This is a genomic window from Rothia sp. P5766 (assembly GCF_048513555.1).
GTDB lineage: Bacteria > Actinomycetota > Actinomycetes > Actinomycetales > Micrococcaceae > Rothia.
This window is the reverse complement of record NZ_JBLXXS010000012.1, coordinates 47,791-61,803: the sequence shown is the minus strand read 5'-3', so window position 1 is coordinate 61,803 and position 14,013 is coordinate 47,791. Positions and strand designations below refer to the sequence as shown.

The following is a 14,013-nucleotide window of genomic DNA, read 5'->3' as shown; positions in this document are numbered from 1 at the left end:
CCGGCCCCGCCTGATATGCGGGGCCGGTTCTTCTGCACTTGTTAGTCCTGCCGTTTTATGGGCGGTGAACCCGGATAATACGGAAGCCCTTAGAGCTGGCATAACGGCTGGTTTCAAGGCCGGGGAAAGTCTGCACCAGCCATTTTTGCAGTGAATCGGAGCCCAGGTTCTTCTGCACTACCAGGTAGGCGTTCCCACCGGGGGAAAGACGGGGGAGCCAGGTCTGCATTATCTCGTGCAGGACTTCTTTACCTACCCGAATAGGAGGGTTAGACCAGATGGTGTCAAAGGTCAGCGACTCATCCAGGGCTTGGGGGGAGGACACCCTAATATTGTTTAGCCCCAGCCGCTCAGCGTTCATCTGGGTGAGCTGGGCAGCGCGTGGATTGACCTCCACCCCGTAGACCTGCGCCTCAGGTGCCAACATGGCCAGGGTCAGGGTAATAGGCCCCCAGCCACACCCAATATCAAGCAGGCGTGTTCCTTGGGGCGCGGGGGCTTCATCGAGCAGAATCCGCGTGCCCTTATCGACACCGCCGGGGCTAAAAATTCCGGGGGCTGTGAGCACCTGGACTTTATCTGCTGCCAGTTCCACGGTGAGGGGTTTAGTTGCAAAGTCACCTGCGGGTTCTTCAGAAAAATAGTGTGTTTTGGTGCTCATAAGCCCTCATTCTACGGCACTACTACTCACCTTAGACGCCGCACGCTAAACTTGTAGGGACGATTGATTCTTAAACGAAAGGCACTATGGCCGACTCATTACGCCCCGGCAAGGAACCGAAGCTACCCTCCGATGAGCAATTACGCCTGACGGTAGATCGAGTACTGGGCCGAGCCTCTAGCTCAACCGGTAACCTCCTGGGGCAGCGAGCCCGAGAGCTCTCCCACAACCAGCCCGAACACTCATCCTATGACGGTGATCAGCAGGACCTTGAAGAACGTCGGGCTCTGCGCCGCGTTGCGGGCCTCTCCACCGAACTCGATGACGTTACCGAAGTCGAATACCGCCAGCTCCGCCTGGAACGAGTCGTCCTGGCAGGTGTGTGGAGTGAAGGTACCCTAGCTGAAGCCGAAAACTCCCTGCGTGAGCTGGCCGCGCTGGCAGAAACCGCTGGCTCCGAGGTACTTGATGGCCTGGTACAGCGCCGTCTTAAACCCGATCCCGGTACCTACCTGGGCTCAGGTAAGGTGCTTGAACTCAAGGATATTGTTGAAGCTACTGGCGCGGATACTGTCATTGTCGATGCAGAGCTAGCGCCTTCCCAACGCCGTGCGATTGAGGATATTGTCAAGGTCAAAGTGATTGACAGGACCGCGCTGATTCTCGATATCTTCGCCCAGCACGCTAAATCTCGGGAGGGTAAAGCCCAGGTTGAGCTAGCCCAACTCGAATATATGCTCCCTCGCCTGCGCGGTTGGGGTGCCTCCCTGTCCCGCCAGGCCGGTGGCCGTGCCGCAGGGGGCGAGGGCATCGGCTCTCGCGGCCCCGGTGAAACCAAAATCGAACTGGATCGCCGCCGACTGCGCGCCCGTATGGCTAAACTTAAGCGCGAAATCGCCGCCATGGCACCTGCCCGCGAAACCAAGCGTCTCAACCGTAAACGCAACAGGGTGCCCTCCGTTGCTATCGCCGGTTACACCAACGCGGGAAAGTCCTCCTTGCTCAATAGGCTCACCGACGCCGGCGTCCTGGTCGAAAACGCCCTCTTTGCGACCCTTGACCCCACCGTACGTAAGGCCCAGACTCCCGATGGGGTAGGTTACACCCTCTCCGATACCGTAGGTTTTGTGCGCTCTCTGCCTACTCAGCTGGTTGAGGCCTTCCGCTCAACCCTTGAAGAGGTCGCCGACGCCGATGTCATTGTGCACGTGGTCGATGTCTCTCACCCCGACCCGGAGGGGCAGATTCAATCGGTCCGCCAGGTGATTACCGAGGTGGGAGCACAGAACATTCCCGAGATTATTGTGCTCAACAAGGCCGATACCGCCGACCCTTTCGTCATCGAGCGCCTGCGCCAGCGCGAACCCAGCCATGTTGTGGTCTCCGCTCGCACCGGTGAGGGGATTGAGGAGCTCCAAGTAAAAATTGCCGAGACTATCCCGCGTCCCTCGCTGGAACTGCACCTGCTTATTCCCTACGCCCAAGGTGGGGTTGTCTCCCGCCTACACGAGTGGGACGCCGAAATTCTCCGCACTGCCTTTGTCTCTGACGGTACCTACGTCCACGCCCTGGTGCGTGACCAGGTAGCCTCCGATTTGGCAGGCTATGCCCTGGACGCTGACCTACTGGAAATCCTGCAGCCAGAAATTGACCAAGCAATTGCGGCAGGAGCGGTGGAGACCGTCCGAGTATGACCCAAGACATCACCGCACCCACCGGGCAGGAACTTGAAACCCTGCCCGGTGCCCAGCCTGTTCTCAAACTTCTGGACACCGTTATCGCCCGTAGTGGCGGCCAAATCCGACCCGGCCAACGAAAAATGGCCGCCTATGTGGCCCGCGCGCTCGAAAGTGACCGGCATCTACTGGTCCAGGCAGGAACCGGCACCGGTAAGTCCCTGGGCTACCTGGTCCCAGCTCTGAGCGCAGCCCAGCACTCCGACAAACCCATTATTGTGGCCACAGCAACACTGGCGCTTCAGTCGCAGATCGTTAGCCGCGATATTCCCCGGCTTCTTGAAGCCCTGGGCGATGAACCAGAACACCAGACCGATGTGGCTATTCTCAAAGGGCGGAACAACTACCTCTGCCTACACAAACTCGAAGGCGGCTACCCAGACGATGACGGGGAGGCGCTCTTCGATATGGACACCGAGACTGGCTCTGTAGGGCCAGCAGGAAAACTGGGGGAAGAAGTAGTTCGCCTGCGCTCCTGGGCCCAGACCACAGAAACCGGGGACCGTGACGAACTCCTACCCGGGGTCAGCGACCGAGCGTGGCGGCAGGTATCGGTAAAGGCCTCCGAATGTTTGGGCAAGAAATGCCCGCTGGTCGAAGAATGTTTCAGCGAAAATGCCAGGACACGGGCGGCAGATGCCGACATCGTGATTACTAACCACGCCCTGCTAGCTATTAATGCCTTTGAGGGAGCGGCTGTCCTGCCGGATCACGATATCGCCATTATCGACGAGGCCCACGAGCTCGCAGACCGAGTCACAGGTGCCGTGACAGGTTCACTTTCCCCGGCCAACATCACCAAGGTGTCCCGGAGCCTCAAACGTCACACCGACGCTGACCACCGCGCCCTTGAACAAGCCGCCCTGGCTCTCGATGACTCCCTCAATGGTGTTCCCGCCGAGCTCATGACCAGGGGCCTGCCCGAACGTGTTGCCGCCGCCATGGAAAGGGTGCGCGATGCTGCCCGTCAGGCCATAACAGACACCAAGAGCGGCGATAAAGATACCGATGCCGGCCGTCAGATGGTGCGGGCAAGCCTGACCGAAGTACACGAAACCGCCGAAAAGATGCTGACCGCAGATCCCAACTTCCAGGTCATTTGGGTATCGCGTACCGGCTCCTGGGAGCCGGGCAGAGGCTACCTAGCGGCGGCTGAAGATGACCCTGCCACCCTCAACATCGCCCCGATTTCTGTTGCAGGCTATCTGCGCGAAGGCCTTTTCGATAATCGCACCGTGGTGCTGACGTCCGCGACCCTGACCGTGGGCGAGTCTTTTGACGCTACTGCCGGTTCGCTGGGCCTCATGGGGCAGGGCTCCCCCCGCTGGGACGGCATCGATGTTGGCTCCCCTTTTGACTACCCTAAACAGGGGGTGCTGTATATCGCTTCTGACCTGCCTAAACCCGGCCGGGGTGTTTCGGTGGAACAGCTGGACCGGCTGGTGGAGTTAGTGACGGCATCTGGTGGCGGTGCCCTGGGGCTCTTCTCCTCTAAACGGGGTGCTGAACTTGCCGCTGAGTATGTTCGAGAAAAAACTGATCTCACGGTGCTCTTGCAGGGGGAGTCGTCCTTGCGGGCTCTGGTCAAGGAATTCACCGAAGACACCCATGCCTGCCTCTTTGGAACCATGAGCCTGTGGCAGGGCGTTGATGTGCCCGGCGACTCTTGCCGTCTGGTCGTTATGGACAGAATCCCTTTCCCACGCCCCGACGACCCGCTATCACAGGCTCGGACCAGGGCAGTTGCAAGTCACGGCGGCAACGGTTTTATGGCTGTTTCAGCTACTCATGCGGCGGTGCGTATGGCCCAGGGAGCCGGTCGCCTAATTCGCTCTGTGCATGATCGCGGTGTGGTTGCTGTGCTGGATTCTCGACTTGCAACCCAGCGTTACGGGTCATTCTTGGTCAAATCGCTACCACCTTTTTGGACTACTACCCGCCAGGACGTAGTGGTAGGCGCCTTACAGCGCTTGCATGAAGCCCTTGAAAGCCAAGAAGCCTAATCAGGGATGGCAGAGTAAACAGTCTGGGGCCAGAATCATGGTGATTCTGGCCCCAGACTCTTGCGCTAATAAAATGCTCGCTTTGTCAGATTCGCTCTAGAGGCTACGCAGCACGGAGACGACCTTGCCCATGATGGTTGCTGAGTCACCCAGGATGGGTTCGTACTGAGTGTTCTGAGGTAGCAGCCAGGTGTGCCCATCACGCTGGCGGAAGGTCTTAACCGTTGCCTCGTCATCGAGGAGGGCCGCCACAATTTCACCGTTTTGGGCAGTGTTCTGAGCACGAACCACCACCCAGTCACCGTCGCAGATAGCGGCATCAATCATGGAGTCACCTTTGACTCGAAGCATGAAGAGGTCGCCCTGGCCCACCAGCTGACGCGGGAGAGTCATGACGTCTTCGACCGCCTGTTCTGCGGCAATTGGTGCGCCGGCGGCAATGCGTCCAACCAAGGGGACGGTAGCTACGTTCTCATCATTCTGAGCAAAGGTGGGAAGCACCGGCAGGGTAATGACGCTGGTCTCAGGCCTTGGCTCTTCGAGCGGCTCTTCACCTGTGAGTACTTCAATAGCGCGTGGCCGTTTGGGGTCCCTGCGAATGTATCCCATCTCTTCAAGCCGGGAGAGCTGATGGGTGACAGAAGAGAGCGAAGCCAACCCCACAATATCGCCAATCTCACGCATAGAGGGTGGATAACCGTACTCGTCAATTGCAGTAGATATTGCGTCAAGAATTTTCTTTTGGCGCGCTGTCAGGGGGCGAGCGCCCTTAAGGGAAAGGGGTGCCGGAGTCTGCGGGGTTCGTTCGCTCACGGTGTCTCGTCTCTTATCGGTTCTTAAAGTGTCAGCCACCCCTTGTGTACTTATGAAGTGGTCTTCTAAGACTATGCCAAGCCAGCAGCTTATTCAAACATTTGTTCTAATTTTTCTCGACTCTGTTCGATTTTTCTGATAGAACATATATACGAATCAATTTTAGAACAGACATTCGATGTGGGTGTCTGAGCATGAATCAGGAGAAAGACTTATGAGCACTATCGCACTGCCCGAGTTTATGGCTCGTACTTCTTTGAAGAAGCCCCTTGATCAGGCAGCTACTTTCGTTCCCCGATCAACTGCCTCCGAAGCTGTCTCGGCGGGTTCTATTCGACAACCTCGTTACCGTATTCGATATGCTCCCCTTAGCCCTTGTGCCGGGCACCTGGGGGCGAACGCCAGCTCCTCTGGGAGAATCAAAGGAGCCGCTCAGCGGCAAGTTGCCCACGCTGACCGTCCCACCTTGCCCGCTACCAAGCGGGGGCTGGAGTCTCTAGAAGCTGGGCAGAATGGCTACCAGGTTACTTCGGCAACCAAACATAGTTCCCGTGTGTCTCAGCGCGGGGGTTTCCGCCTTACCCGGAGGGGGCGGCTAATTTTTCGCGGACTACCGCTACTCACGCTGGCAGCCCTCATGGTCTTGGGTGCCTTCACCTTTGCTTTCCCGACCCAGGCCAAGAGCAGCACAAGCCATTCTGAAGCGCCCGTAAGTCAGATGGTTAGGGTCTACCACGGTGACTCCCTCTGGACTATCGCCCAGCAGGTCGCCCCGGGGCAGGACAGCCGTGACGTCGTCAATCGCATTATGCAAATCAACGATTTAAGGAGCGCCCAGGTAGAGCCCGGACAGGTGCTTGAAGTGCCCGTTTACAGTAAATAGAGCCAAGACTAAGTAATTCCCCTCAGAGTTCGGGATAAAAATGCGGGAACCGGAGCCCAGTAGATACACTAGGGGGGTGACTGATACTACTCAAAGCCTTGATGCCCTGCCCTTGCGTGATGACCTGCGTGGCCGCTCACCCTACGGCGCGCCCATGATCGATGTGCCGGTAACGCTCAACGTTAATGAGAATACGCACCCCATGCCTCAAGAAGTTGTGGAGGCTATTACGCGTGAGGTTGCCCAAGTGGCAGTCACCCTCAACCGTTACCCGGACCGTGAATTTGATACCCTGCGTGCTGAACTATCTGCTTACCTGGGCCACGGCCTGACCCCTGACCAGGTTTGGGCAGCTAACGGTTCCAACGAGATCCTTCAGCAGATTATGCAGGTCTTTGGCGGGCCCGGCCGGAGCGTCATGAGCTTCGTCCCGACCTACTCCATGTACCCGCTTCTGGCCGATGGAACCAACACAGCTTTTATTGCTGGGCGCAGAGCCGCTGACTACTCTCTGAGTGCAGAGTCGGCTGTTGAACAGATTCAACAACACAGCCCCACCATCGTCATTCTTTGCTCACCCAATAACCCCACCGGAACGGGCTTGGGGTTAGATGTTATTGAGGCCGTCTACGATGCGGTTTCAACCTATAACGGTATCGTCGTGGTCGATGAAGCCTACGCAGAGTTTGCCCAGGACCGTACTCAGACCGCGCTCACCTTACTGCCGGGCCGTCGTAACCTGATTGTCACTCGTACCATGAGCAAAGCATTCGCCTTAGCCGGTGCTCGGCTGGGTTATTTTGCCGCCGATCCTCTGATAGCAGATGCTGTTCGCCTGGTGCGCTTGCCCTACCACCTATCAGCAGTCACCCAGGCAACCGCTATTGCAGCCCTGCGACACCGGACTGAACTTCTAGGCAATGTCGATGACATCCGTAGCCAGCGCGATCGCATTGTCAACCGGTTGCGAGAACTCGGACTGACCCCGGCTGTCTCGGATTCCAACTTTGTATTCTTCGGTGGACTTAAGGACGAAAAAGCTGCCTGGAACTATCTGCTCGAACGCGGAGTTCTGGTGCGCGATAACGGTATTCCCGGCTTCCTACGAGTCACCGCCGGTACTGAGGCGGAAACCAGCGCCTTCCTGGAGCATCTGAGCACCTATATCGAAACTTTTGAACCTTAACCACAGCAAAGAGGCAATTATGGCAGTACCCACCACTACATCAACCGGAATCGGCCCCCGAATCGCATCTATGGAGCGTGTGACCAGCGAGTCCTCGGTCAGCCTTGAAATTAACCTTGACGGCACCGGGGTCTCCGACATTGATACCGGCGTGCCCTTCTATGACCACATGCTTACCGCTCTGTCCAAGCACTCACTGATTGACATGACGATAAAGTGCACCGGTGACACCCATATCGATGTTCACCACACCGTTGAAGACACCGGGATTGTGCTAGGCGAGCTACTAGGCAAGGCGCTGGGCAATAAGGCCGGTATCCGCCGCTTTGGCAGCGCTACCGTACCCCTGGACGAGGCTCTTGCCTCAGCTGTCGTCGATATTTCGGGGCGCCCCTACCTGGTGCACACCGGTGAACCCGAAGGCTACGAGTACCACCTGATTGGCGGGCACTTTACCGGTTCTATGGTGCGGCACGTCTTTGAGGCAATTGCCTACCACGCCGGTATTTGCCTGCATATCACCCTGCTCGGCGGTCGGGATCCGCACCATATTGCCGAAGCCCAGTTCAAGGCTCTGGCCCGTGCCCTGCGCCAGGCAGTTGAGCCCGATCCCCGCCACTCTGGTATTCCTTCCACCAAGGGGGCGCTCTCATGAGTGCTGAGCAGAAGCCTACAGTAACCGTCCTTGATTACGGCGCGGGCAATGTCCGCTCAGCCGTTCGCGCTCTTGAAGAAGCCGGTGCGCAGGTAATTCTCTCGCGGGCTGAGGAAGACGTACTTGGGGCCGACGGCCTGGTAGTACCGGGCGTAGGTGCTTTCAAGGCTGTGATGGACGGGCTGCGCCATGCAGACGCTATCCGCATGATTGGGAGGCGTGTTGCCGGTGGTCGCCCCGTACTCGGTATCTGCGTTGGCCTTCAGGTCATGTTTGAAAAAGGTGTTGAGCACGGGATTGAAGCCCAGGGTCTGGGGGAGTGGCCTGGCACCGTGGAACTCCTCAAAGCACCCGTAGTGCCGCACATGGGCTGGAATACCGTCAAGGCTCCGGCAGGCAGCACCCTTTTTGCGGGTATCGAACATGAACGCTTCTACTTTGTGCATTCTTACGGTGTTCAGGAGTGGAACTTCGATCAGAACAACGAGGCTATGCTTCCTCCGCAGGTAACATGGGCCAAGCACGGCGTTGATTTTATTGCGGCGGTAGAAAACGGCCCTCTCAGCGCAACCCAGTTCCACCCCGAAAAATCTGGGGAGGCTGGAATCCAGCTCCTGCGGAACTGGATCAGTGCCTTGCCGGTAACTGGCCGTCTAGCTGGTAAGGAGTAATAGGGATGTCTGCAAGTACTTCTGGCCTCTTGCTGATGACGGTGGGCATGATTTTTCTGGGTGGGGCCTACTCCTTCTACAAGCAGAAAATTACTTGGGTGGCCCAGCTAGTGCTCTTACTGGTGGGCTTAGCTTTCGCCAGCTATGGCTTTTACCTTGTCCTTAACTACAGCTAAACGTACAGATTTCTAGGAGAAATGAATGACTCAACGACTTGAACTGCTCCCGGCAGTTGATGTGGCAAATGGCCAGGCTGTGCGCCTGATTCAGGGTGAAGCCGGTTCCGAGACCAACTACGGCTCACCGGTCGAAGCGGCCCTGGAGTGGCAGAAGGCGGGTGCAGAGTGGTTGCACCTGGTCGATTTGGACGCAGCCTTTGGGCGTGGCGATAACATCGATATCCTGACCGAGGTCGCCCAGGAACTCTCCATCAAGATTGAAATGTCTGGCGGTATCCGCGACGATGCTTCCCTGGAACGCGCTCTGAGCCTGAACCCCGCACGCATTAACCTGGGCACCGCAGCTTTGGAAAATCCAGAATGGACTCGCAAGGTTATTGCCCAGCACGGGGACATGATCGCTGTGGGCCTGGATGTGCGCGGTGACGTGCTGGCCGCCCGTGGCTGGACCAAAGAAGGGGGCAACCTCTGGGAGGTGCTTGACCGCCTGAACGAGGACGGCTGTGCCCGCTACGTGGTTACTGACGTCACTAAGGACGGCACTCTGCAGGGGCCCAACCTTGAACTACTGCGCAAGGTCGCTGAGCGCACCGATAAGCCTGTTGTTGCTTCCGGTGGTATTGCCACTTTGGACGATATTGCCGCCCTGCGTACCATGGTGCCTTACGGTGTAGAAGGCGCCATTACCGGTAAAGCTCTGTACGCGGGTAAGTTCACCCTGGAGCAGGCACTTGATCTAGCGGGTCGCCCCTAGTGACTGATTTTTCTGATCGCCTTCGTCGCGCTCACACCCACGGGCGCGGGAACCCTGGTGGTCCCAAACGGGAGTTACCTGCCCACATTGCCGCCCAGTTGGCTTCTGCCGGCAGGAGCACCGACACAGGTGGTCAGCCGTGGGAGGGGCGCAACCTGGGTGAGGGAACCAGCCACACCCACCTTTATCCCGGCGATGACGGTAGAACTGACCCCAACCTTGAAAAAGTGCTGGCTGACTTCATAGCCGATACTGTTGACGAAGTTGCGGTGGTCGATGCCCTCCGGCAGGTAAGGGTTTTTGCACCTATCGTTGCCCAGCTTTCGCAGGCCGAAATTACCGCTGACGGGCTGGTCTCCGATAAAGAGTCAGACATGGCCCTGGTCAGTATTCAAGCTCCCGATGGTCGTAAGGCTCTGCCGGTGTTTACCAGTGTTGACGCGCTAACTGCCTGGCATGATTTAGCTCGACCTGTTGCCGCAGATATGCGCAAGACGGCTCTTTCTGCGATAGAGGACGATAACCAACTGATCGTGGTTAATCCCGGGCAGGACGTAACCTTTGTGGTTCGTCGCCCGGCGGTATGGGCTATAGCGCGGGGTCAGAAGTGGGTACCGTCCTACCGTAACTCGCAGGTCGCCCAGGCGCTTTCTGACCTTGTAACCCCACTGTCGGGAGTTGTGAGTGTAGAAGCTAGCCCCGGTGCCGGTGTCTATTCACGCTCTGCCGCGGGTAAGGTCTTGGCAGGTGGTGGCCCCGGCCCTGAGCTCAACATTACGCTCAAGCTGATTCCTGGCTTGAATCGGGAGCAGGTAGACCGGACGGTGGGCAAACTTCGGGAAGGCTTAGCGGGACATCGCCTGCTTTCCGAGCAGGTGGACTCAGTTCAGATTGCTCTGGCCTCAGCCTAAACCTAAAAATGGCGGGGTGTAGGCCCCGCCATTACGCTTAGAATTACAGGCCCCTGTTCTAGAAGACAGGGCCGGTGAACTTTTCACCCGGGCCCTGGCCCGGCGCATCGGGGTAGGGGGAAGCCTCGCGGAAAGCCAGCTGAAGAGAGCGCAGACCATCGCGGAGGGGGGCCGCATGCTGGGAGCCGATTTCGGGTGCGGCGGCAGTGACGAAGCCGGCCAGGGTAGTAATGAGCTTGCGGGCCTCGTCTAGGTCCCTGAGCTCATCGGCGTTTTCATCGGCGGCTAAACCGCACTTGACGGCGGCGGCGCTCATCAGGTGTACGGCGGCGGTGGTGATGACCTCAACAGCAGGTACTTCGGCAATGTCACGCATTTGGGCATTAACTTCGTTGACCTGCTCAGCGGTGAGGCCTTCGGGGAGTTGCTCCGCGCCGGTGGGCTGGTTTTCATCAAAACGGTAGGTAGATTCGTTGCTCATGGTTACTAGAATCTCATACCGGCCTAAAAGACTGTCAATCGTGAACACCTGTAAAGGCTAAAAGCGGGCTGACAGATAGGGGCTTGCCGGTTTACTCTTGATAAATCCCCGAAATACCGGTAGAGTGACTATCTGTTTGCAAGCGGAACTTTCAAGGTTCCCACCCCGTGACCGCTCAACAGGTTGCCGGGTTATCCCACACAGATGAAGCTGTGACAGGAATGTAGGGCACTTGTCTGCCTTACACTCCATCGGGTGGGTATCTTTAGCCTCCGCTTGCTGACCGCAACCGGGGGCTTTTCTGCTCCCACAGAAATTCACGGGGAAACCCGCACAAGCAACAGGAGCTTTGTCATTAGCGATCCACGCATCAACGACCGAATTCGCGTACCGGAAGTTCGACTCGTCGGCCCCGGCGGTGAGCAGGTCGGTATTGTCCGCGTAGAAGATGCACTGCGTCTTGCTCAGGAGTCAGACCTCGACCTGGTTGAGGTTGCCCCCAACGCTAAGCCGCCTGTGTGTAAGCTTATGGACTTCGGTAAGTACAAGTACGAAGCCGCAGTGAAGGCACGTGAATCTCGAAAGAAGCAGGTCAATGCTTCTTTGAAGGAAATCCGTTTCCGCCTGAAAATTGACACCCATGACTACGAAACCAAGGTAGGGCACGCACGTCGTTTCCTGGCCAGCGGTGACAAGGTCAAGGCTATGATTCAGTTCCGTGGTCGTGAACAGCAGCGCCCCGAGATGGGTGTGCGCCTGCTTGAACGGATGGCCGGCGACCTGGCGGAGGTTTGCACTGTAGAGTCAAACCCCCGTGTAGACGGTCGTAACATGGTGATGGTTCTTGCTCCGCTCCGCGGTAAGCAAGAAGTCCGCCGTGAGAGCCCTAAGGCAAGCGGACGCAAGGGTCGCGAACGCGTCAACACCACCGAGGCTACTCCTGTGACCAATTCTCTGGCAGATTCAATGCCGGAGGAACTTAAGGCTCAGGCTTCCGCCGAATAAGAACTGAAAATAGACATCCAAGCACGGCTCCTATAGTGTTCAGTGTTTGGTCCTGGTTCGCCTGGGAACCGCACGTGCGGTCGCTCAGCGAGCACAACACCCTTAGACAGCGAAACGTTGTTGAGTTTTTCAGTTCCTCACCGCCTGAGAGGGCGTGAGGGTAGAAGGTAAGGAGAATCGGCTCATGCCGAAGCAGAAGACCCACTCTGGTGCTAAGAAGCGCTTCAAGCTCACCGGTACTGGCAAGGTAAAGCGCCAGCAGGCCAACCGCCGCCACTACCTGGAGCACAAGTCCTCCCGTCTGACCCGTCGTCTGGCCTCTGACCAGATTGTAACCGGCGGTCAGTCAAAGGTCATCAAGAAGATGCTGGGCAAGTAAGCCTAGCCTGCTTCCTGAAGCTTCGCCCCTTTGAGGGCACACCAAAAGTAGATATTTTCTCTCCTGCACCAGCGCTAGTGATTCAAAGCTGGGTAGGACACAAGATGTAAGGAGACACACGTGGCACGTGTGAAGCGCGCGGTAAACGCGCATAAGAAGCGCAGAGTAATCCTGGACCGTGCATCGGGCTATCGTGGCCAGCGTTCACGCCTTTACCGCAAGGCTAAGGAACAGGTCACTCACTCACTGGTATACAGCTATGACCACCGTCGTAAGAAGAAGGGTGACTTCCGTCGCCTGTGGATTCAGCGTATTAACGCTGCAGCCCGCGCTGAAGGTCTGACCTACAACCGTTTCATTCAGGGTCTGAAGGCTGCTGAGGTTGAGGTTGATCGTCGTATGCTGGCTGAGCTGGCTGTCAACGAGCCCGCTGCTTTCTCAGCTCTGGTTAAAATCGCTAAGAACAACCTGCCTGAGGACACTTCAGCTCCCAAGGCTTCCTAGTCTTTGAGCTTTCTCTGTCCCCGGCCCTGCCTGGGACAACGGACCGCCTTCCACTCTTCTACCCCTAGGTAGGGGGAGTGGGAGGCGGTTTCTTTATGCGCCCTACCCCCTGTCTTCTACAGACCCGTCTTTCTCTCTTGAACCCGGGGTGAACAATGGGGTCAAGAGAGAAAGAACGGGGGTAGCCGAAGGGGGTAGATCTTAGCGGTCTTTGCTCATTGTTGAGCCAAAAGGCAGGCAGGTAACTGAAATAAGTCACATAAAAATGCTGTTAAAGATGACTTAATGTTTATAATAGGTATACCTAATATTATTTTTTCTGAAGAAACAGGTTTACATGTTCCAAAACTTCCTGATTGGACTGCGAGAGGGGCTGGAAGCGGCTCTGATCGTTGGCCTTTTGCTAGCTTACGTGCGCAAAACAGGTAAATCCCATCTCATCCCTAAAATCTGGATGGGTGTAAGCCTGGCGGTATTGGTTTCTCTGGGCTTCGGGGCTCTGCTCACGTTTGGACCCAGAGGCCTGACCTTCGAGGCGCAGGAGGCAATCGGTGGGAGCCTGTCCATTATTGCTGTGGGATTTGTAACCTGGATGATTTTCTGGATGGCAGAAAATTCAAAGCATCTTTCCCGTGAGCTTGGCCAAAAAATTGACCTGGTTCAGGCAAGTACTGGAGCCGTTGTCTTACTGGCTGCTTTATCGGTGGGCCGCGAAGGGCTTGAAACAGCTCTCTTTATTTGGGCCGCCTCCCAATCCGTAGGTAACGGAGCCACGGCACTTATAGGAGCTCTACTGGGCATCGCCCTGGCGGTTCTCTTAGCCTGGCTGATCATGCGCGGCGCCCTTAAACTCAACCTGGGGATTTTCTTCCGCTACACCGGGCTCTTTCTAATTTTTATTGCTGCAGGGGTGCTGGCCTATGGCGTTCACGACCTGCAGGAGGCTGGGATTTTGCCAGGCTTGAACTCTCTAGCTTTCGATATTTCTCATCTTATTGCCCCCACCTCCCTGCTGGGCACGCTCCTGAAAGCTATCTTCAACTTCTCCCCGGCTACAACCTGGCTGGAGGCTATCGCCTGGTGTACCTATGTGGGTATTGTGCTTCCCCTCTTTATGGCTAAGAACCGCAGTAAAGTTGTCTCCCCAAGAACTAGCCCCCAACCAAGAACCTCATCCTAGAAACCAAAGGAA

Annotated in this window: 15 protein-coding genes and 1 pseudogene; 13 read left to right on the top strand and 3 right to left on the bottom strand. The window is 57.0% G+C overall.

Annotated features, from left to right (window positions below; all coding sequences use genetic code 11):
• Positions 1-55: 55 nt before the first annotated feature.
• Positions 56-661 carry a class I SAM-dependent methyltransferase gene (locus tag ACN08V_RS07715; RefSeq protein ID WP_419105143.1) on the bottom strand — a complete coding sequence of 202 codons (606 nt, stop codon included), beginning with the start codon at positions 659-661 and terminating at the stop codon, positions 56-58.
• Between the two features lie 86 nt (positions 662-747).
• On the opposite strand from ACN08V_RS07715, the gene hflX reads away from it, so the two are divergent.
• Together hflX and ACN08V_RS07705 are read left to right on the top strand one after the other, a co-directional pair.
• Positions 748-2,355 carry a GTPase HflX gene (gene hflX / locus ACN08V_RS07710; RefSeq protein WP_419105142.1) on the top strand — a complete coding sequence of 536 codons (1,608 nt, stop codon included), beginning with the start codon at positions 748-750 and terminating at the stop codon, positions 2,353-2,355.
• The gene (locus ACN08V_RS07705; RefSeq protein WP_419105141.1) at positions 2,352-4,400 is read left to right on the top strand and encodes an ATP-dependent DNA helicase; all 2,049 of its coding nucleotides are present in this window, start codon (positions 2,352-2,354) and stop codon (positions 4,398-4,400) included. The genes hflX and ACN08V_RS07705 overlap by 4 nt, the downstream gene beginning before the upstream one ends.
• A 96-nt stretch (positions 4,401-4,496) precedes the next feature.
• On the opposite strand, the pseudogene lexA reads toward ACN08V_RS07705, so the two are convergent.
• Positions 4,497-5,156 (bottom strand): annotated as a pseudogene (gene lexA / locus ACN08V_RS07700) (transcriptional repressor LexA); the annotation flags it as partial.
• Positions 5,157-5,427: 271 nt separating this feature from the next.
• Here lexA and ACN08V_RS07695 point away from each other — a divergent pair.
• The 7 genes from ACN08V_RS07695 to ACN08V_RS07665 all read left to right on the top strand — a co-directional run bounded on the left by ACN08V_RS07695 (position 5,428) and on the right by ACN08V_RS07665 (position 10,452).
• Positions 5,428-6,096 (top strand): LysM peptidoglycan-binding domain-containing protein, encoded by a 669-nt coding sequence (locus ACN08V_RS07695; protein WP_419105140.1) that lies wholly within the window; start codon positions 5,428-5,430, stop codon positions 6,094-6,096.
• Between the two features lie 76 nt (positions 6,097-6,172).
• Positions 6,173-7,282 carry a histidinol-phosphate transaminase gene (locus tag ACN08V_RS07690; protein ID WP_419105139.1) on the top strand — a complete coding sequence of 370 codons (1,110 nt, stop codon included), beginning with the start codon at positions 6,173-6,175 and terminating at the stop codon, positions 7,280-7,282.
• 19 nt (positions 7,283-7,301) lie between these two features.
• The gene (gene hisB, locus ACN08V_RS07685) at positions 7,302-7,937 is read left to right on the top strand and encodes an imidazoleglycerol-phosphate dehydratase HisB (protein ID WP_419100162.1); all 636 of its coding nucleotides are present in this window, start codon (positions 7,302-7,304) and stop codon (positions 7,935-7,937) included.
• Positions 7,934-8,608 (top strand): imidazole glycerol phosphate synthase subunit HisH, encoded by a 675-nt coding sequence (hisH, locus tag ACN08V_RS07680; RefSeq protein ID WP_419105138.1) that lies wholly within the window; start codon positions 7,934-7,936, stop codon positions 8,606-8,608. The genes hisB and hisH overlap by 4 nt, the downstream gene beginning before the upstream one ends.
• Before the next feature lie 5 nt (positions 8,609-8,613).
• Complete coding sequence (locus ACN08V_RS07675; RefSeq protein WP_419105137.1) at positions 8,614-8,784, top strand: hypothetical protein; 171 nt, start codon at positions 8,614-8,616, stop codon at positions 8,782-8,784.
• 25 nt (positions 8,785-8,809) lie between these two features.
• On the top strand, positions 8,810-9,541 hold the full coding sequence (priA, locus tag ACN08V_RS07670; RefSeq protein ID WP_419105136.1) for a bifunctional 1-(5-phosphoribosyl)-5-((5-phosphoribosylamino)methylideneamino)imidazole-4-carboxamide isomerase/phosphoribosylanthranilate isomerase PriA: 732 nt from the start codon (positions 8,810-8,812) through the stop codon (positions 9,539-9,541).
• Positions 9,541-10,452, top strand: coding sequence for an SseB family protein (locus ACN08V_RS07665; RefSeq protein ID WP_419105135.1), 912 nt, complete (start codon positions 9,541-9,543; stop codon positions 10,450-10,452). Before priA ends, ACN08V_RS07665 begins: the two co-directional genes overlap by 1 nt.
• 58 nt (positions 10,453-10,510) lie before the next feature.
• Here the strand turns inward: ACN08V_RS07665 and ACN08V_RS07660 are convergent, their stop codons facing one another.
• On the bottom strand, positions 10,511-10,933 hold the full coding sequence (locus ACN08V_RS07660; protein WP_419105134.1) for a DUF1844 domain-containing protein: 423 nt from the start codon (positions 10,931-10,933) through the stop codon (positions 10,511-10,513).
• 276 nt (positions 10,934-11,209) lie between these two features.
• Here ACN08V_RS07660 and infC point away from each other — a divergent pair, with 276 nt between their 5' ends.
• From infC to efeU, 4 genes are all read left to right on the top strand, one after another.
• Positions 11,210-11,938 (top strand): translation initiation factor IF-3, encoded by a 729-nt coding sequence (gene infC, locus ACN08V_RS07655; RefSeq protein WP_419100156.1) that lies wholly within the window; start codon positions 11,210-11,212, stop codon positions 11,936-11,938.
• A 184-nt stretch (positions 11,939-12,122) separates the two neighbouring features.
• Positions 12,123-12,317, top strand: a complete 195-nt coding sequence (gene rpmI / locus ACN08V_RS07650) for a 50S ribosomal protein L35 (RefSeq protein WP_419100155.1) — start codon at positions 12,123-12,125, stop codon at positions 12,315-12,317.
• A gap of 120 nt (positions 12,318-12,437) precedes the next feature.
• The gene (gene rplT, locus ACN08V_RS07645; protein ID WP_419105133.1) at positions 12,438-12,821 is read left to right on the top strand and encodes a 50S ribosomal protein L20; all 384 of its coding nucleotides are present in this window, start codon (positions 12,438-12,440) and stop codon (positions 12,819-12,821) included.
• Positions 12,822-13,158: 337 nt separating this feature from the next.
• Positions 13,159-14,001 carry an iron uptake transporter permease EfeU gene (gene efeU, locus ACN08V_RS07640; RefSeq protein WP_419105132.1) on the top strand — a complete coding sequence of 281 codons (843 nt, stop codon included), beginning with the start codon at positions 13,159-13,161 and terminating at the stop codon, positions 13,999-14,001.
• Positions 14,002-14,013: the final 12 nt, after the last annotated feature.